This window comes from Corynebacterium halotolerans YIM 70093 = DSM 44683 (assembly GCF_000341345.1).
Classification (GTDB): domain Bacteria; phylum Actinomycetota; class Actinomycetes; order Mycobacteriales; family Mycobacteriaceae; genus Corynebacterium; species Corynebacterium halotolerans.
In genome coordinates this window covers 1,221,841-1,240,163 of sequence record NC_020302.1, presented here as the reverse complement: position 1 = coordinate 1,240,163, position 18,323 = coordinate 1,221,841, and the positions used below count along the sequence as shown (strand labels likewise).

At 69.0% G+C, this 18,323-nt stretch carries 13 protein-coding genes and 1 pseudogene; 7 read left to right on the top strand and 7 right to left on the bottom strand.

Translation table 11 applies throughout. The features are described from left to right. Positions 1-31: 31 nt before the first annotated feature. Positions 32-1,219 carry an ADP-forming succinate--CoA ligase subunit beta gene (gene sucC / locus A605_RS05845; protein ID WP_027004358.1) on the bottom strand — a complete coding sequence of 396 codons (1,188 nt, stop codon included), beginning with the start codon at positions 1,217-1,219 and terminating at the stop codon, positions 32-34. A gap of 290 nt (positions 1,220-1,509) precedes the next feature. Between sucC and A605_RS05840 the strand changes: the two genes are divergently transcribed. Continuing rightward, complete coding sequence (locus A605_RS05840; RefSeq protein ID WP_015400581.1) at positions 1,510-2,511, top strand: DUF418 domain-containing protein; 1,002 nt, start codon at positions 1,510-1,512, stop codon at positions 2,509-2,511. A 42-nt stretch (positions 2,512-2,553) separates the two neighbouring features. Here A605_RS05840 and A605_RS05835 read toward each other — a convergent pair whose 3' ends face one another. After that, positions 2,554-3,978 carry a DHA2 family efflux MFS transporter permease subunit gene (locus A605_RS05835; RefSeq protein WP_015400580.1) on the bottom strand — a complete coding sequence of 475 codons (1,425 nt, stop codon included), beginning with the start codon at positions 3,976-3,978 and terminating at the stop codon, positions 2,554-2,556. Further along, positions 3,975-5,225, bottom strand: a complete 1,251-nt coding sequence (locus A605_RS05830) for an MFS transporter (RefSeq protein ID WP_015400579.1) — start codon at positions 5,223-5,225, stop codon at positions 3,975-3,977. Before A605_RS05830 ends, A605_RS05835 begins: the two co-directional genes overlap by 4 nt. A gap of 119 nt (positions 5,226-5,344) precedes the next feature. Here A605_RS05830 and A605_RS05825 point away from each other — a divergent pair, with 119 nt between their 5' ends. Next, positions 5,345-5,863, top strand: a complete 519-nt coding sequence (locus A605_RS05825) for a hypothetical protein (protein WP_244429011.1) — start codon at positions 5,345-5,347, stop codon at positions 5,861-5,863. Here A605_RS05825 and A605_RS05820 read toward each other — a convergent pair. Both A605_RS05820 and A605_RS05815 read right to left on the bottom strand, forming a co-directional pair. Beyond that, positions 5,838-6,470: a DedA family protein gene (locus A605_RS05820; protein WP_015400577.1), complete on the bottom strand. Its 633-nt coding sequence runs from the start codon at positions 6,468-6,470 to the stop codon at positions 5,838-5,840. The two genes, A605_RS05825 and A605_RS05820, sit on opposite strands and share 26 nt — an antisense overlap. A gap of 109 nt (positions 6,471-6,579) precedes the next feature. Next, positions 6,580-7,542, bottom strand: a complete 963-nt coding sequence (locus A605_RS05815; protein WP_015400576.1) for a TIGR03885 family FMN-dependent LLM class oxidoreductase — start codon at positions 7,540-7,542, stop codon at positions 6,580-6,582. A 202-nt stretch (positions 7,543-7,744) separates the two neighbouring features. Between A605_RS05815 and A605_RS05810 the strand changes: the two genes are divergently transcribed. Further along, positions 7,745-8,533 carry a ZIP family transporter gene (locus A605_RS05810; protein WP_015400575.1) on the top strand — a complete coding sequence of 263 codons (789 nt, stop codon included), beginning with the start codon at positions 7,745-7,747 and terminating at the stop codon, positions 8,531-8,533. A gap of 193 nt (positions 8,534-8,726) precedes the next feature. Here A605_RS05810 and A605_RS05805 read toward each other — a convergent pair. Beyond that, a pseudogene (locus tag A605_RS05805) lies at positions 8,727-9,530 on the bottom strand (DNA primase); the annotation flags it as partial. Positions 9,531-9,653: 123 nt separating this feature from the next. Then, positions 9,654-11,246 (bottom strand): carboxylesterase/lipase family protein, encoded by a 1,593-nt coding sequence (locus tag A605_RS05800; protein ID WP_034990701.1) that lies wholly within the window; start codon positions 11,244-11,246, stop codon positions 9,654-9,656. Between the two features lie 19 nt (positions 11,247-11,265). Between A605_RS05800 and A605_RS05795 the strand changes: the two genes are divergently transcribed. From A605_RS05795 to A605_RS05780, 4 genes are all read left to right on the top strand, one after another. Beyond that, the gene (locus A605_RS05795; RefSeq protein WP_015400572.1) at positions 11,266-12,078 is read left to right on the top strand and encodes a shikimate 5-dehydrogenase; all 813 of its coding nucleotides are present in this window, start codon (positions 11,266-11,268) and stop codon (positions 12,076-12,078) included. A gap of 817 nt (positions 12,079-12,895) precedes the next feature. After that, entirely contained in the window at positions 12,896-13,423 is a 528-nt protein-coding gene (locus A605_RS15810; protein ID WP_244429010.1) for a hypothetical protein, read from the top strand. A 242-nt stretch (positions 13,424-13,665) separates the two neighbouring features. Beyond that, the gene (locus tag A605_RS05785; protein WP_015400570.1) at positions 13,666-14,439 is read left to right on the top strand and encodes a hypothetical protein; all 774 of its coding nucleotides are present in this window, start codon (positions 13,666-13,668) and stop codon (positions 14,437-14,439) included. A gap of 56 nt (positions 14,440-14,495) precedes the next feature. Beyond that, on the top strand, positions 14,496-18,209 hold the full coding sequence (locus tag A605_RS05780) for an ABC transporter ATP-binding protein (protein ID WP_015400569.1): 3,714 nt from the start codon (positions 14,496-14,498) through the stop codon (positions 18,207-18,209). Positions 18,210-18,323 lie beyond the last annotated feature (114 nt).

Here is an 18,323-nt window from a genome sequence, read left to right as displayed (position 1 = left end):
TCCTGTGCTTTCCCTTGTCGTGCGGCGCCGGCTAATGGGCGGCGGCGAGGTCGGTGGTCGCGGCGAGCTCGGTGGCCTTGTCGGCGGCCTCGTCCATGCTGGAGACGACCGTCACGAGCGGGTGGTCATACTCGGCGAGGATGCGGCGCCCCTCGTCGACGTTGTTGCCGTCGATGCGCACGACGAGTGGCTTCGTGGCCGCCTCGTCGAGCGACGTGAGCGCGCCGACGATCCCCTCGGCGACGGCGTCGCACGTCGTGATGCCGCCGAAGACGTTGACGAAGACGCTCCTGACCTGCTCGTCGCCGAGAATGACCTCGAGTCCGGCCGCCATGACCTCGGCCGAGGCACCACCCCCGATGTCCAGGAAGTTGGCGGGCTTCTGTCCGCCGTGACGCTCGCCCGCGTTCGCGACCACGTCGAGCGTCGACATGACCAGCCCCGCCCCGTTGCCGATGATCCCGACCGACCCGTCGAGCTTCACGTAGTTGAGGTCGTTCTTCCTGGCCTTGCGCTCGAGCGGGTCGAGACCACCCGCGGTTTCGGCGAGCTCCTCGCGGTTGTCGTGGCGGAAGTCCGCGTTGTCGTCGAGCGTGATCTTCGCGTCGAGCGCGATGATCTCTCCCTCCCGGGTGAGCACGAGCGGATTCACCTCGACGAGCGTGGCGTCCTCGTCGCGGTAGACCCCATGGATCTTCTGCAGCACCGGGACGATCTTCTCGCCGATCTCGGCCGGGAAGCCCGCGGCGTCGACGATCTCGCGGGCCTTCGCCTCGTCGATGCCCGTGAGCGGGTCGACCTCGACGCGGGCGAGTGCCTCGGGCTTCTCGGCGGCGAGCTGCTCGATCTCCATCCCGCCCTCGACCGAGCACATGGCGAGATACGAGCGGTTCGCGCGGTCGAGCAGCACCGAGAAGTAGTACTCCTGCTCGATGTCCGCGCCCTGCGCGACCATGACCTTCTCGACCGTGTGCCCCTTGATGTCCATGCCGAGAATCGCGTCGGCGGCCTCAGCCGCCTCGTCCGGGGTCCGGGCGATCCTGATGCCGCCGGCCTTGCCGCGGCCACCGGTCTTCACCTGCGCCTTGACGACCGTCACGCCACCGATCCGGTCGGCGGCAGCGCGCGCCTCCTCGGGTGTCGCGGCCACGAGGCCCTGCAGCACCGGAACATCGTGGGCGTCGAACAGGTCGCGCGCCTGGTACTCAAAGAGATCCACGTTGCATCCCATCCGCGGCCCGCTCGGCCGCGTTCGTTTGCTCGATCGAACATGACCTTGTCGCTCACTGCTGTTGTGCAGGCGTTGCGCGTCCCCGGGCGGGGCGTGTGCCTGCGCCGGGGACGCGCGACACCTCCAGAAGTGATGACCATCACTATAACGTGTTCCGGATTGGCCCGCCGGTTTCTGAATGCATCCGGAGGGCACGCGCACATCGAGCGGGTGCCGGGGCGGCGGAACGGCGATCACCGGCCCTACAGATTGATGCCCGGGCGTGGTTGAATCGGCCCATGACGGCTCGCCGGATCGGGGAACTCGACGTCGTGCGGGGATTCGCCCTGTGCGGGATCCACGCCGTGAACGTCTACCAGCTGGTGGTCCTGCCCGAGCTGTATCCGGAGGGCATCGGTTACGGCACGGACGAGCTGCCCGCGCTCATCCGCCACGGATTTCACCAGCGCTTCCTGCCGATCTTCACCCTGTTGTTCGGCGTCTCCTTCGGCATCTTCCTCCTGCGCGCGGGTGACCGGACCCGGCGGCCGCGCCTGGTGCTCGCCCGGCGGCTGGTGACGCTGGCGGCGCTGGGTGCGCTGCACCAGCTCGTCCACCCGGGAGAGGTGCTGCTGGTCTACGCGGTCATGGGGCTGCTCATGCTGCTGCCGGGTTCATTCCTCGGCGGCTCGTGGGCGGTGGCCGTCGGCGCGGTGCTGCTGCTGATCGGCGGTCAGTTCATCCCCGCCTACGGCGTCATGCCCGGCCTGCTGCTGATCGGCTTCGGCCTGGCCGCACTCCGGGTGCCGGAGGGCATGTCCCGGCGTCCCGGACGGGTGGCGCTCGCGTTCATCGTCTCCGCGGTAGCGGCTGGCGGATACCTCCTCGCCGTCGGCAACGGGATACCTGTTCCCTCCCTGTCACTGGGCTGGATCAGCCTCACCGGGCAGCTGGCGGCGCTGTGCAGCGGCCTCGCCTACACCACCGGCCTGGTTCTGCTGCTGCGCACTCCCCTGGCCCCGGTCCTGCACCGTGTTCTCGCGCCGATGGGGCGGATGTCGCTGAGCAACTACCTCGCCGCCACCGCGCTGATTCTGCTGGGCGCCCCTCCGCTGGGAATCGACGGTTTCGACGACGCACCTGCGATCGCCGTCCTCGTGGTCGGCATCATCGCCCTCGAGGCGGTCTGGAGTACGCTCTGGCTGCGCCGGTTCCGCTACGGGCCGGCCGAGTGGGCGTGGCGGTGCGTCACCTGGTGGCAGGTGGTGGACATCCGCCGCGACACGCCCCGCACCGCGTAGGATGCGGGCCCGGCGCGGCGTCGACAAGCGGAGGTGGACCGCCTACCTCCCCGCAGACTCGCCACCGTCGCCACCGTCGCCACGGAACCGCGACACCGCGACCAGCCCGGCCAGCAGGAGCACCACAGGCAGGAGCAGGGCGTTGCCCATCGCGGCGCCGAAGCTGAGCGTGCCTTCGCCCATCTGCATCACCGCGCCGAGCGCCGCGGCGCCGACCACCGCGCCGACCTGGCGGGAGGTGTTGTACACGCCCGAGCCGGCGCCCACGAGCGCGCCCGGCAGATCGCGCATGGAGATCGTCGAGTTCGGCGCCCAGCACATGGAGTTGGCGAAGCCGAGCGCCACCACCGGTAGGAGGATCCACCAGGCGCTGAGTTCCAGGTGCATGAAGACGCCGAACAGCGTCATCGCGGCGATCATGGCGGTGAAGCCGATCCTCGAGATCCGCCCCGGCGGCACGCGGTCGGTGATGCGCCCGACCACGGGAGCCATGAACACCGAGATCACCCCCATGGGCACGAGCATCAGGCCCGCCACCTCGGAGGGCAGGCCCTGACCCACCTGGAGGTAGAGCATGATCGGCAGGTTCACCGAGTACACGGTGAAGCCCAGGGTGAACACCGCGAACGCACCGAGGGCGAAGTTGCGGTGCCCGAACAGCCCGAGCGGGACCAGGGCCTCCGTGCCGCGCCGGCCGGCGGTCCTCTGCAGGCGGATGAACAGCAGGAAGGCCAGCACGCCGACGCCGAGGACGACCCACAGCCACCAGCTCCAGCCGACCTCGGGGCCCTGCTGGAGGGAGAAGACCACCCCGAGCACCGCGATCAGGGAGACCAGGCCACTGAGCAGGTCGATGCGGCTGGTGCCGGTGGGCAGCCGCGGCACATTGCGGGCCACCATCACCAGGGAGAGCACACCGAGCGGGACATAGACGAAAAAGACCCAGCGCCAGCCGACGGTGCCCACGAGCACACCGCCGAGGACGGGGCCGAACAGCCCGGCGGAGCTGGCCACCGCGCTCCACACACCGGTGGCCGCACCACGTCGGTCATGGGCGAAGATGCGGTGGATGATGCTCAGCGGCTGCGGGTTGATCAACGAGCCACCGAGGCCCTGCACGGCGCGCAGGAGAATCAGCCACTCGATCGTCGGCGCGAGTGAACAGGCCAGGGCACCGAGGGTGAAGACCGCCATGCCCACCAGATAGACGTTGCGCTGGCCGAAGCGGTCACCGAGACGCCCGGTGATCAGCAGGGGCACGGCGAAGGTCAGCAGGTAGACGGCGGAGACCCAGACGACCTGGTTGATGCTGGCGTCCAGCTCCTCCGCGATGCGCGGCAGGGACACGGCCACCAGGGACTGGTCGAGCAGGGTGACGAACAGGCCGATGCACAGGGCGGCGAGCGCGCGCCAGGCCTGTTTCTCCGGGATCGGGGCGGCGGTGCGGGAGAAGGTGGTGCCGGTCACTGCCCCACCCGCTCCAGGTCCGTATCGTCCTTCTCCAGGGTCTCCCGGCCGAAGGTCCAGATCGCGGCGGCGGCCAGGCCGATGACGCCGCAGATGAGGAAGCCTGCGCGGAAGCCCATGAGCTCGGCGACGGCGCCGACGATGATGGGGCCGGTGATGGCGCCGAAGTCCTGGGCCATCTGGTAGTTGGCGAGCACCTTGCCGCCGGAGCGGTTGTTGCCGATCACGTCGGCGAGCACCGCCTGCTGGGCGGGGTTGAGCATGCCCGCGCCGGCGCCGGCGATCGCGGAGACGATCAGCAGCGGCCAGAAGCCATCGGCGAAGCCCATGCCGCCGGTGAACACGGCGTTGACGATCAGCCCGGAGATGATCAACGGTTTACGCCCGATCCGGTCGGCCAGCCGACCGGAGAACTGCAGGGCGACGGCGTTGCCGGCGGCGAAGGTGGCCATCGCCAGGCCCGCGGCCGCGCCCCCGTGCTGGAAGACGGCCGCGGCGAACAGCGGCAGGGTGGCCACGCGCACGCCGAAATTGGACCAGCCGTTGGCGAACGCGCCGAACAGGGCGCTGCGGTAGGCCGAGTCCCGGAAGGCCTCCCGGAAGTTCAGGGGCGGCTGGGTGTGGGCGCCGGAGCGGGCGCTGTCGTCCATCTTCGGCATGCGCCACCACACGACGAACGCGGCCAGGGCGACCGCGCCACCGTAGATGACGAAGGGGATGCGCATGCCCAGCATCGACAGGGCCGCGCCGACGACGGGGCCGATGATGTTGCCGATGAGGAAGGCGCTGGCGTAGACGGAGGAGGCCTTGCCCCGGATGCTCGGCGGGGCCATCTTCACGATCAGGCCCATCGCGGAGACGGTGAACATCGTGGAGCCGACGCCGCCGATGCCGCGCAGCAGCAGGATGTGCCAGTACTCCTGGGCGAAGGCGACGAGCGCGGTGGTCACCGCGACGGTGATCAGGCCCGTCAGGTAGACCTTGCGGGAGCCGAGGGCGTCGATGAGCCGGCCGGAGACCGGGGCGAACAGCAGCCGGCTCATGGCGAAGATGGAGACGACCGCGCCGGCGGCGGCCATGGAGACGTCGAAGCTGACGGCGAACTGCGGGATGATGGGGGCGATCAGCCCGTAACCCAGGGCGATGATGAAGGCCGCGGAGACGAGCACCCAGATCTCGACCGGGATCTTCGGTGCCCCGGGACCGGTCCCGGAGGCCGTGTCCTGCGACGTTGCGTTACTGGTCATATCGTTATCAGGTTATCCCTTTTTATTCATATCGGCTATTTTTCAACTGTGCGCGGGTTTGGAACATGTGTTCTACAATTTCGAACATACGTGTCCGCCCCGTTCCTAGTCTTCGGAGCATGAAGATGAACAGAGCCTTTTCCATCCTGCCCGTCCGCCACACCCCGCGCGTCTCCCTCTCCGCGGCTGAGGTGGCCACACATATCCGCGAGCACGAGGCGGAGACCCTCCGGGCAGTGGACTCGGTGATCCACCACCCGCGCTCACTCGCCCGGCCGATGGCCGACTGGCGTCCACCATCAAAGCAGACACCGGCGTTATTCGGCGCCGCCCCTCTCATGCTCACCGTCACCCGCCACCGCGTGGGGCCCCGCACCCGGGCCCGTGTCCGCGGCTTCGGCGAGACCCGCGACCCCGCCTATCTCATCAGCGTGCGGGTCACGGATCCGAGGGGCCGCCGGGTCGAACCCGTCATCGCCGAGGGCTGGATCCGCGCGCTGGTGGACGAGAGCATGGTCGACACCATCCACGAGATCAGCGACGGCCGCACACCGACCTACCTGTGGCTGGTGGACGGGCACTACCGCCCCGTCCACTCCCCCGCCTCACTGTTCAGTGGTTTCGCGCAGGCCGCCTGACCCGGCCCCTGACCTTCTTCACCACCAGCACGGCCACCACGCCGACGATCCAGACCGCCACGATGACGGGCAGGACCGGACCCAAGACATCGAGGATGATGCGCCCGAACAGCGCGCCACCTCCCGTCCACAACAGTGCCCAGATCGAGGCACCGACAACGCTCGCGGTGGCGAACCGCCGGTACGGCACCCGCGCCGCACCGCAGGCCGCCGAGACCAACGTGCGCACCCCCGGCAGCTGACGGGAGAGGACCAGCGGCAGCAGACCCTGGCGCTGAACGGCGTCCATCGCCCGGTCCCACTTGTCGACGCCCACCGGGCGCACGATCCGGGAAGTGCGCAACGACGGTCCGGCGCTACGGCCGATCCACCAGCCGATGTGGTCGCCGACGGACGCCGCGACCGCCACCGCCAGGCAGCCGATGAGCACCCAGCCGAGACCGGCGTCGCTGAGGACCACGGCACCGAGCACGACGAAAGTCTCCCCGGGGATGATGACCCCGAGTCCGAGGGCCGCCTCGGCCAGGGCCGCCAGCGCGATCACCGCGACGACGACGGGCGCGTAGCCGGAGATCGCCTCCACCATGGCCGGGATGTCCAGGTTCATCTCCGCATCCTCCGCCGTTCCCCTCCCGGGATATTTTTCTGACCGTCCGTCAGGTGACCTGTCCAGGGTAGTGGCCGCGGCTTCCCCGCCCAAAAATCCCCGGACGTCGTCAGGCCAGCTGCGGCAGCACCCGCTCACCGAAGACCTCGATGAAACGCCCCTGCTCCTGACCCACGTGGTGCAGGTAGATCTCCTCGAAACCCAGGTCGAGGTACTCCCGCAGCCACTGGGCATGCTGATCCGGATCCGCGGAGATATTCACCGAGCCAGCCAGCTGCTCCCGGTCGACGCCGTCCTCCTCCGCCTTGCGTTCATAGTCCTCCGGTAGGGCGAAGGCTGACAGGGTCAGCGAATCGAAGACATTCGTCCGCCACTGGTCGTGCGCCAGCGCGTAGGCCTCGTCCTCGGTCTCGGCCCAGCTCAGGTGCACCTGCAGCACCGCCTTGCCCGTGCCGCCACCCGCGCGGTAGGCCTCGAGCATCCCGCGCAGATCCTCCAGGGGCTGATTCACCGTGATCAGCCCGTCCACCTGACCGGCGAAACGCCGCGCGGTCTGCGGGGACAGGGCCGGCAGAATCATCTCCGGCCGCCGGGTGGGAACCTCCCAGACCCTGGCCCGGTCGACGGTGATCTCGCCGTGGTGGGTCACCCGCTCGCCGGCATGGAGCCGGCGGATCACGTCCAGGCACTCCCCCAGCCGCCGCTGCCGGCCCTCCTTATCCGGCCAGGGCTCGCCGGTGACGTGCTCGTTGAGCAACTCACCGCTACCCGGCGCGAACCAGAAACGACCGGGAAACATCTCCGCCAGGGTCGCCGAGGCCTGGGCGAGCACCGTCGGGTCGTAGCGGTAACCGGGCACGGTGACCACCCCGAGCGGTAGCGAGGTGCTCGCGAGCGCGGCGCCCAGCCACGACCACGCGTGCCCCGAGTGCCCCTGCCGGTGCGACCACGGTTCGAGGTGGTCCGAGCACATCGCCGCGGTGAAGCCGGCGGCCTCGGCCTGCTGCACGTGGCGCAGCAGGTCCGCGGGTCCTATCTGTTCGTGCGAGGCGTGGAATCCGATTGTCGCCATCAGGCCGCTCCTTCAGTCAATGGTCCGTGTCCCCAGGATGCCTGTATCGGACCCGTCCTACCAGTGCTGCGGTTCGGTACCGTCGCACGTACGGTGATGTGCGTCTCTTTTCCGCGGACGGCGGTCGATCAGAATCTGTCCCCGGCCCCGGCCCGGCAGGAGCAACGCAGCTCGGTGATGACAACTGAAGGAGTTGATCGAAATGACCGTGACGGCGAGCGTGTGGATCGCTCTCGGCCTGGTGGCGGTGCTGGCCGTGCTTCACCTGGCGGCGCCGAGCATCCGCAAACTGCCTCTGGTACCGGAACGCTTCACCGGCTCCTTCGCCGGTGGTCTGGCCGTGAGCTACGTGTTCCTGCACCTGCTGCCCGAGGTCGCGGCCGGCAACGAGGCCGTGGGCGAGGCCCTGTCGGACGTAGTGGAACCGACCCCGCTACTGGAGCTGGGGATCTTCCTGGTCGCGCTGACCGGCTTCACCGTCTTCTACGGCCTGGAACGTCTGGCCACCTACCGCGGCTCCCGGGAGCAGCCCCGGACGACCGCCCCGGGTGACGACGGGAAGCGGGAGGCGGCATGGGTGTACTGGCTGCACCTGGGGTCGTTCCTGATCTACAACATGCTGATCACGTACACCATGTCCCTGCGGGTGCGCACCGGGTTACTGTTCGCGCTGCTGTTCACGGTGGCCATGGGGCTGCACTTCGTGCTCACCGACCGTGGTCTGGCCGAACACTACCCACGCCGGTTTCGTGCACATGGTCGGCTTCTGCTGGCCGGGGCCCTGGTGGTCGGCTGGGCGCTCGGAGCGCTCGCAGCCCCCACCAGCACGCTGCTGGTGGCTCTGCTCACGGCCTTCCTGGGTGGTTCCGTGCTGCTGAACGTGTTCAAGGAAGAGGTTCCCTCGAACCGCTCCTCCAGCTTCGGCTGGTTCCTGACCGGCCTGGTGCTCTACGCACTGTTGCTGGCGGCGGTCACCCACCTCCAGGGGTAGGTGCATCACGCCCCTAGCTGCGGGCGTCGCCCTCGTCGTCGCCGAAGTCGAAGTCGGCGCCGCCGTCATCGCTGGCGTCCTCCTCCTCGTAATTGACCTCCGAGCCGGGCTCGGGACGGTCGTCGAGGACCTCGTCGACCACCTCGAAGACCTCGCGGACGTCATCGTCCCCGTCGTCCCCGTCGCCGAAGTCGTCGTCCTCCTCGTCCTCCTCGTCCTCCTCATCGTCCTCATCGTCGTCGAAGTCGTCCCCGTCATCCTCGCCGTAGAGGTCGTAGACGTCGGGCTCGTCGAACTCCTCGTCGTCGAAGGGGACGAGCTGCTCCTCCCAGTCCTCGGCGTGGTCGGCGGCCAGCGACAGAACGTCGAAGAGCCGGTCGAAGTCGGTGAAAGTGCCCAGGTCGAGGACCTCGTCGGTGGCCAGCTCGGCCTCATTGTGCAGGTCAGAGAACAGCCGCTGGCGGTCCTCGTCGGAGAGCACGGCGTCGGCGTCCGACTCCCACAGCTCGTCGATGGCCTGGTCCACCAGATCCTCGAAGGAGTCGCCGATGGCCACGAACTGGACGACGGCGCTCGGCACGCCGTCCATAACCTCGACGAGGACCTGCAGCTCGGAGCTCTGGCCGACCTCGGCGCGCACCAGGTTCGCGTTGACCGCGTCCTGGTAGAACTCCATGTCGCCGATGCGCTCGTCGGTGCCCTCGAGCAGGTCGCGCAGCACGGTGATCACCTGGTCGGTGGCCACGTGTCCGGCGACGGTGCGCACGGCGTCGTCGACGGAGAACACCACCGACACGAGCACCGCCTCGAAGTTCTCGTCGTCCTCGTCGACGTCCGCGGCGGCGATGTAGACATTGGCGGCGGGCAGCAGCGCGTCGATCTCCACGAACTGGATCTCCAGGTCAGCGGTGATCGGGACGAACATGATGTCGTCGTTCACGCGGGATTCGATCCCGTCGGCGTCAAGTGCAGCGGCAATGTCCTCGAAGAAGCTCATGTCCGTGTTGTCCTTCCAGTCGGAGCTGAAGCGGTGACCGCCAACGGCAATCGCGCCCCAGCCTAGCCCTCCGCGGCCCGGAACGCCGACGCAAACCGGCGGCTCCCCGTCCCCGGTCGACGATCACGGCCCCGCCAGCCGCCCGGTCAGTTCCTGGGAGACCATCAGCCCCAGTTCCTCGAGCAGTTCCGGGCGGCCCGTGCCCCACTCCAGCATGCGGTAGTCCTCCCAGGCCCGGCGCTTGGTCGCCTTCGGGTCGTACTCCACGCGCGACTCGGCGTCGAAGACCATCGTCGCCCGCGGCGGGACGGTGTCACTCGCCGGCTGATAGGCCGGCCACTCCTCACCCGGGTGCCCGTGGCGGATGAAATGGCCCCAGTGGTACTGCATGTACTCGGTCAGCTCCTCCAGGCCCTCCATGCCGCCCCAGCGCGACAGCCCGCGGGTCCGCGAGGAACCGGGATCGCCGAACACCGCCGACAACTCCAGCGAGTGCATCGCCCCGAGCCCCAGCCAGCGCAGGGCCGCCGGGGCGTAGTCGAAGCGGTACATCCAGGTCGGGGCCATGCGCGCGTGGTTGGTCGCCGTACGGCCCGACGGCGCCCAGAAGATGGCGTCGGCCAGCAGCTCGGCGAACTCCGTGCGCTCCGTGGCCCCGCCGTAGGCCTCCAGCACCCGGGGCGCGTGCTCCGGGTCGAAGGCCGACAGCAGCCGCAACGCGGCCCGCGAACGGGCGGAGTTGCGCAGGTAGAAGAACTTCCCGAAGCTCGTCTCATCGGAGTTCGTGCCGATCAGCAACGGCACCTGCGCCTGCTCCCCCTCGGCGAACACCACCAGGGGGTGGTCGGGGATGAGTCCGCCGTCGACGGTCGGGCTGTAGCTCGCGTTCAGGTGGATCAGTTCCCCGCCCCGCCAGATCATCGACTGCCCGGCGCGCACCAGATCCCCGACCGGCGCCTCACGCAGATCCGCCAGGGTGGTCTGCCGCGGCAGGGCCATGCCGTAGACGAGCTCACGGGCCCAGAGGGTGGCCTGGGCGCGGGAGTGGATCATCGAGATCGGCGGCGACTGGGCGATCGCCCGGTGGAACAGACCCTTCGCGGCGGGCACGCTCATCAGCGTGGTCACCGCCGCCCCACCGGCGGACTCGCCCATCAGCGTGACATTGTCCGGATCCCCGCCGAAGCCCGCGATATTGGCCTGCACCCACTGCAGGGCGAGCAGCTGGTCGCGCACCGCCGGGTTGGCCACGCAGTCCTCCCCCAGGCTGCGCAGGTCGAGGTAGCCGAGCACCCCGAGCCGGAAGTTCACGGAGACGTACACCACGTCCATCGAGGTGGCCAGGAAGTAGCCCCGCAGCATCTGCTCGTGCGAGGAACCCATGATGAACGAGCCGCCGTGGAGGTAGACCACGACCGGCAGCTCGTCGTCGGTGTCCGGGCGGACGACGTCCAGGTGCAGGCAGTCCTCGTCGCCGATGATTCGGTCGGTCCAGGAGTACGTGGGCTGCGGGGCGGGCGGGCCGAAGCGGGTGGCGTCGCGCACCCCGCTCCACTTGCGCGCCGGGCGCGGGGCCCGGAAACGTGCGGCCCCGGAGGTGTCCGCGCCGAAGGGCACACCTCTCCATGTCCTGACGCCGAGCTCCTCGTCGACCAGCCCCCGGACAACACCGGAGGCGGTGCGGACCTCCGGTCCCGAGGTGGTTCCCACACTCATATCCTCTACGGTAGTGAGCATGGTTAACCACGTCGACCGCGAAACCACGCTGTGCATCTCGCTGGCCGCCCGGCCCTCGAATCACGGCGTGCGCTTCCATAACTGGCTGTATGCGGAGCTCGGTCTCAACTACATCTACAAGGCAGTCGCCCCCACCGACATCACCGCCGCCGTCGCCGGCATCCGCGGTCTCGACATCCGTGGGGCGGGTGTGTCCATGCCCTACAAGCAGGACGTCATCCCGCTCATCGACAGCCTCGACCCCTCCGCCGAGCGTATCGACGCCGTCAACACGATCGTCAACACCGACGGCGAGCTGACCGGCTACAACACCGACTATGTGGCAGTGGCCTCCCTGCTGCGCACCCACGGTGTGGACCCGTCGTTGCCGGTGGCGCTGCGCGGTTCCGGCGGCATGGCCAACGCGGTCGTCGCGGCGCTGGCCGACCACGGGATGACCGGCACCGTCGTCGCCCGCAACCACCAGACGGGCCCGGCGCTCGCGCAGCGCTACGGCTGGGACTACTCCACCGAGGTGCCCGAGGGCGCGGGCCTGCTCGTCAATGTCACCCCGCTGGGCATGCGCGGTGAGGACGAGGACGTGCAGGTGTTCAGCGACGGGGAGATCGCCGAGGCCGCGATGGTCTTCGATGTCGTGGCCTACCCGGTGCGCACCCCGCTGATCGAGGCCGCCGAGCGGCTGGGCCGGCCGACCATCAACGGCGGCGAGGTGGTGGCCCTGCAGGCCGCCGAGCAGTTCGCCCTCTACACCGGCGTGCGGCCGACCGATGAGCAGGTCATCGCCGCCGAGGAGTTCGCCAACCGGGACTAGGGACGGGTTCACCGGGGGCGAGGTGTATTTTTCTTGGAGCCCTGACCTCCCGAACAGGGAAAATGCACAATAGTCTCCGTCGGGATGTGCGAAAATGCACTTCCGGTGAACCATTCCGGCTCTCCTGGAGTCCAACGTTGTCAGAAAGAGGTCCGACCGGGCCTCCCTGCTGGCGCGACGTACCCAGGAGTGGCCGATGCCGTACCACGGCACTGACAGTGACAATCTGATCCCCCAGCTGTCCGGGCCCATCAACGTCAGGGACGGAACACCGATTCCGCCCAGTGACTTTCCGGCCCCCCAGCGCCTTTCCGCGGTGCTCGACCGCAGTGCCGCGCACCTGCAGATTCCCCGGTCCGATCCGCGGGCGCGCCATCAGCTGAAGGTCTGGTACGAACAGGTCTCGCCCCACCACGTCGTAGCCCGGAAGTTTCTGCGCCCGGAAGGTCTCGCGGTCACCGACTCCCGCCACCACCCCCGCAGGCTGCGGTACCGGGTCAATGCCCGGACGAGAATCGTGGCGCACCTGCGTGAGCATCCGTGGTGGATAGCAGATTCCTGGAGTGCCGCAGCACTGCTCGGAATCGGGGAGTTCTCCGATGGGGCGGACACCTGCATTCTCAGTTCCGGCAACCGTCGGTTGACCACGGATCCGCTTCGACCGACGAGGCACCGCAATGTGACGGACGTTCAGCCGTGGACGCTGTACCTGAATGACGTTCCCCTGCGTGTCACCCCGCCGATGTTCACTCTCGTCCGGTGTCTCCGTTCCACCCTGGATGAAGAGCATGCCTGGCAGGTCCCGACAATCGCGGGAATGGCGGAACCGCTAATCCGTGCGGTGCAGGTCACCGACCGGTTCCGTCGGCTTCTGGGAGTTGAGGAGCTGCATATCCTGCAGGCCGGTCGAGGACTGATCGGGGCACGCAAACTGGCGAGGATCACTTCGCTGTCCAGTCCGGGAATGGATTCCTCCCAGGAGACCCTGTTGAAGTTGATCGCGCAGCAGGCCGCGGCCCGCCACCATGTTGAATTCCTCCCGCAGGTCCCTGTCTACCGCGATGGACTGGTCGGGGAACCCGGCACGAAGGAGAACGGGGCACCTCTGCTGACCGTGCTGGATCTCGCACTGCCCGACTGGAAGATCGCGTTGATGTTCGACGGCGCCCACCACTGGGACAAGCAGCAGCGGGAACGGGACGCGCGGATCAACTTCGAGCTCACTATGGCGGGGTGGCTGGTTCTGCGAATGTCGCACGGGATGCTCGACGACGCCGCCGGGCTCGCCACCAGGATTGCGGACGCCATTCGAGGGCGGTTCAACGGACAGATGGGGGTTGCCTGAGGAAAGGTGCGTTTTCCCACGATTCCCTCAGACGTGAGCAGGGAAGATGCACCTCGGACCGTGAGAAAATACACCTCGCCAAAAACCGGGGACCTTGGGTCCAACAAGACCCTGGGCCCACCCAGAAAATGTCCGCGCGACACGGCTCATCCTCCCCAACCCATGCACTCCTCCTTATGACACGACCTCCCACGCGTCGCTAGGCTGGCGGCCAACCGTCACCGCCCGCCCAAGGAGGAGCCATGGCCGCACGCACCACCCCTCAGCAACCGATCATCGACGGCATCGGTTCGGACCCGAAGGCGGTCGAGGCGAACGCCGGGCGCGCCGGCCGCGCGCTGATGAAGGCCCTCGACCGGGCGGTGTCCATCCAGTCCTCCTCCATTGAGCGGTACGTCAACCGGCTGCGGAGGAAGAACCCGGGTGCCTCCCCGCAGGAGATCCAGCGTCTGCTGGACAAGCGCTTCCTCACCGTGGCCGGCGGGTCCGGTGCCGGCGCGGGTGCCGCGGCCGCCGTCCCGGGCATCGGGTTCTTCACCGGCGCCGCGGCCATCGGCGCGGAGTCCCTGGTCTTCCTGGACGTCGTCGCCGTCTACACCGTGGCCAGCGCCTATCTGCGCGGAGTCGACATCCAGGACCCCGAGCGGCGCCGGGCGCTGATCCTGCTGGTGCTGCTGGGGTCGAAGGGCTCCGCGATCGTCGACACGGTCGTCGGTGACCTGGGTAAGTCGAAGGGTCTGCCGTCGGTGACGACGATGTCGCGGTTCTCCGCCCCGACCCTGGGTACCCTCAACAACCGGCTCCTGCGCACCGCCCTGAAACAGGTGACCAAACGCTTCAGGTGGGCGTGGCTGGGCAAGATCATGCCGCTGGGCATCGGGGCCGTCGCGGGCACGATCGCCAACCGCCGACTGGCCAAGCGCGCCATCACCAACGCCCGCGAATCCCTCGGCGCCCCGCCGGCCACCTTCCCCACGCCGGAGAAGCCGGAGAAGCCGGAGGACGTCAGTGATTAAACTTGCCCTGGTATGACCAGGGCACAACAGAACAGACAGGGTGAGGTGATCAACACGTGAACGCCGGATCCCGGGAACTGTTCGCAGCGCTGAGATCACGGCCGGGCATCACCGCCGCGGCCGTCGTGGCCACCATCGGGGCGGTGTTGTTCGAGGTCGCTATCCCGTTGCTGACGGGATCCGCCCTCGACGTCGCCACCGGCGCGATCGACTCCTCGCCCGCCACCAACCTGGTGCCGTGGGTGGAACCGCTGACCGCCATCATCGTGGTGCTCATCGGCGTGGCGGTCGCCCGCTACGGCTGCCAGTTCGCCCGCCGCTACGCCTCGGGCCGGTTGTCCATCGACACCCAGCACGTGCTGCGCACCCGGATCCTGGACACCCTGCAGCGGCTCGACGGCCCCGGCCAGGACCGCATCGTCACCGGTCAGGTGGTCTCCCGCTCGATCTCGGATCTCAATGCCACACAGGGCCTGGTGGCGATGGGACCGTGGGCGCTGGGCATGGTCATCCAGCTGATCATCACCGTCGGCATCATGCTGAGTGTCTCTCCCCTGCTCACGGTCATCGCGCTGGCGTTTCTGCCGGTGATCGTCACGGTGGCGTTCCTCTCCCGCCGCTCGCTGTATGCGGCGACCTGGGTGGCCCAGCAGTCGACGGCCGACCTGGCCACCCATGTCGAGCAGACCGTCACCGGCGTGCGCGTGGTCAAGGCCTTCGCACAGGAGAACCGGGTGGTCGACCAGCTCGAGTCCCTCGGGCGCACGCTGTACGCGGCGAAGATGCGGGCGGCGCGGATCATGGCGCGCTTCCAGCCGCTGCTGCAGAACCTGCCGCGGCTGGCCCTGGTGATCAACATCCTGCTCGGCGGCTGGCTGGTGCTGCGCGGTGAGATCACCGTCGGCGTGTTCTTCGCCTTCTCCGTCTACCTGACCTCGCTGACACAGATCGTGGGCATGCTCTCCGGGCTGGTGGTCACCCTGCAGATGGGCCTGGCCTCCCTCGACCGCATCGCCGACATCCTCCGCCTGGAACCCGGCCACCACGACCCGGCCGACCCGGAGGACCTGCCCGACGGCCCCCTGGGTCTGCGGCTGGACGACGTCCACTTCGACAACGACGGGCACCGGGTGCTCGACGGCCTGAGCCTGGACGTGGCCCCCGGCGAGATAGTCGCGCTCATCGGCCCGCCCGGTTCGGGCAAGTCCATGGCCGTGCAGCTGGCCGGCGGGTTCTACGTGCCGGATTCGGGACGCTTCCTGCTCACCACCGCCGACGGCCGCGGGGTGGACTACCGCCGGCTGACCGACGCCGCGATCCGCTCCGCGGTGACCTGCGTGTTCGACGAGGCCTTCCTCTACTCCTCGTCCATCCGCGACAACATCACCATGGGCGCGCCCGGCAGTGACGACGACGTCCGCCGTGCCGCCCGGATCGCCCAGGCCGACGGGTTCATCTCCGAGCTGTCCGAGGGCTACGACACGGTCGTCGGTGAGCGCGGCCTGACCCTGTCGGGCGGCCAGCGCCAGCGCATCGCCCTGGCCCGCGCGCTGTTCGCCCGACCGCGCGTGCTCATCCTCGACGACGCGACCTCCGCCATCGACGCCACCACGGAGGCGAGGATTCTCGGTGGCTTGCGCGAGGAACTGACGGACGTCACCGTCATCGCCATCGCCCACCGCCAGTCCACCCTGGATCTGGCGCAGCGCGTGGCCATTCTCGACGCCGGACGGATCACCGTCACCGGCCCCGTGCACGAGGTGCGCGAGGATCCGCGGTTCCAGCGGCTGATGAACCCCGAGCTGAGCCCGGCACCGGTGGCCCGCCGGGAGGTCGCCGAGCCCGACCACGCCACCCTGTGGCCCGCACCGGGCGACGTCGACACCGGCCCGACCGAGCACGTCACCGACCAGTCCGGGGCCGTCGGCGGCCGCGGTGGCGGCGGCATCCGCGGCGCGATCACCGCCACCCCGGAGCTGCTGGAACGGGTGAAAAAGCTCCCGCCCGCCACGGAACAGCCGCGCATCGACACCGACCGGCTGCGCGCCGACCGCGCCGACTTCCGCGTGCGTGACCTGTTCCGGGCCGTGCGCTGGCTGCTGGTGGCCGTCGTCGTGCTGCTGATCGTCGGTGTGGTCACCGACCTGGCCTTTCCCACACTGATGCGCTGGGCGATCGACCTGGGCGTCGCCGAGAACTCCACCGGCACGCTCTGGCGCATCGCCGGACTGGGCGTGCTCGTCGTCGCCGTGTCCTGGGTCGCGGCCGCCTGGCTGGTGGTGCTGACCTCGCGCACGGGTGAGCGCCTGCTGTTCGGCCTGCGGCTGCGCAGTTTCGCGCACCTGCAGCGACTGAGCATGAACTACTACGAGACGAACCTCTCCGGGCGCATCATGACGCGCATGACCACGGACATCGACACCCTGAGCTCCTTCCTGCAGACCGGCCTGGCCCAGGCGATCGTGGCGGTGGGCACGCTGGTGGGCATCCTCGGCATGCTCGTCTACACCGACGCCGGCCTGTCGCTGGTGGCCGTGGCGGCCATTCCGTTGATCGTGGTGGTCACGCTAGTTTTCCGGCGCATCTCCTCCCGGCTGTACACCCAGGCCCGCGAGCAGATCTCCGCGGTCAACGCCGCCTTCCAGGAAAACGTCAACGGCCTGCGCACCGCCCAGATGCACGGGCGCACCCCGCTCGCCCTGCGCGAGTTCGCGGCAGAGTCCGAGCACTACCGCCGCCTGCGGGTCAGGTCCCAGACCGCCGTGGCCGCCTACTTCCCCGGTGTCAACGCCATCTCCCAGGTCACCACCGCGGTGGTCCTCGGCGTCGGCGCGACCCGGGTCGCCGGCGGCGAACTCTCCGCCGGTGTGCTGGTGGCCTTCGTGATGTACCTGGCCCAGCTCTACGGCCCCATCCAGCAGCTCGGGCAGATCTTCGACTCCTGGCAGCAGGCCACCGTGGGCCTGCGCCGCATCACCGACCTGCTGGCCGAGCGCCCCACGGTGGTGGACTCCGGCACGCGCGATGACGCCGCCCGCGCCGCCCGCGGCGAACTCGCCCTCGACGACGTCTCCTTCGCCTACAGCGAAGGCGGGACGGTCGTCGCCAGGCAGCTGGATCTGGACATCGAACCGGGCAGCACGGTCGCGCTCGTCGGACCGACGGGCGCGGGCAAGTCCACGGTGATCAAACTGCTGGCCCGGTTCTACGACCCGGTCGCCGGCACCGTCACCGCCGCCGGGACCGACATCCGCGACTTCCCGCTGCCCGCCTGGCGCCGCGCGGTGGCCCAGGTCCCGCAGGAGGCGCACCTGTTCATCGGCACCGTCGCCGAGAACATCGCCTACGGCCTACCGGAGGCCGACGAACGCGACCTCACCGACGCCGTGCGGCGTATCGGCGCGCTCGACGTCATCGCCGCCATCCCCGGCGGCTTCCGCCAACCGGTCGGCGAACGCGGCCGCGGACTGTCCTCCGGCCAGCGGCAACTCATCGCCCTCGCCCGGGCGGAGCTGCTGCGTCCCGACGTCATGCTCCTCGACGAGGCCACCGCCACCCTCGACCCGGCGACCGAGGCCGCCGTGCTCGACGCCACGGACCGGGTGACCGTGGGGCGCACGTCCGTGATCGTCGCGCACCGCCTGGCGACCGCTGCACGGGCCGACCGCATCGTCGTGGTAGACAAGGGACGTATCATCGAGGACGGATCCCATTCCGATCTGCTGGCCCGCGACGGGGTCTACGCCGCCATGTGGCGGGTGCACCGCTGACGGGGGTGACTACAGGATCACCTGCAGTGAAGGAAGCAGGGCGATGACACGCTACCCTGTACAGGGACGACTAAAGTCGAATAGACGACCCTAAAATGAGCAAGGAAATGAGGC

Coding starts and splice junctions, on each gene's coding strand:
- A605_RS05800 (WP_034990701.1), bottom strand. CDS start 11,246: ATGAGTGTGGGAACCACCTCGGGACCGGAGGTCCGCACCGCCTCCGGT.
- A605_RS05830 (WP_015400579.1), bottom strand. CDS start 5,225: ATGACCAGTAACGCAACGTCGCAGGACACGGCCTCCGGGACCGGTCCC.
- A605_RS05785 (WP_015400570.1), top strand. CDS start 13,666: ATGGCCGCACGCACCACCCCTCAGCAACCGATCATCGACGGCATCGGT.
- A605_RS05840 (WP_015400581.1), top strand. CDS start 1,510: ATGACGGCTCGCCGGATCGGGGAACTCGACGTCGTGCGGGGATTCGCC.
- A605_RS05810 (WP_015400575.1), top strand. CDS start 7,745: ATGACCGTGACGGCGAGCGTGTGGATCGCTCTCGGCCTGGTGGCGGTG.
- A605_RS05820 (WP_015400577.1), bottom strand. CDS start 6,470: ATGAACCTGGACATCCCGGCCATGGTGGAGGCGATCTCCGGCTACGCG.
- A605_RS05815 (WP_015400576.1), bottom strand. CDS start 7,542: ATGGCGACAATCGGATTCCACGCCTCGCACGAACAGATAGGACCCGCG.
- A605_RS15810 (WP_244429010.1), top strand. CDS start 12,896: ATGGCGGAACCGCTAATCCGTGCGGTGCAGGTCACCGACCGGTTCCGT.
- A605_RS05795 (WP_015400572.1), top strand. CDS start 11,266: ATGGTTAACCACGTCGACCGCGAAACCACGCTGTGCATCTCGCTGGCC.
- A605_RS05825 (WP_244429011.1), top strand. CDS start 5,345: ATGAAGATGAACAGAGCCTTTTCCATCCTGCCCGTCCGCCACACCCCG.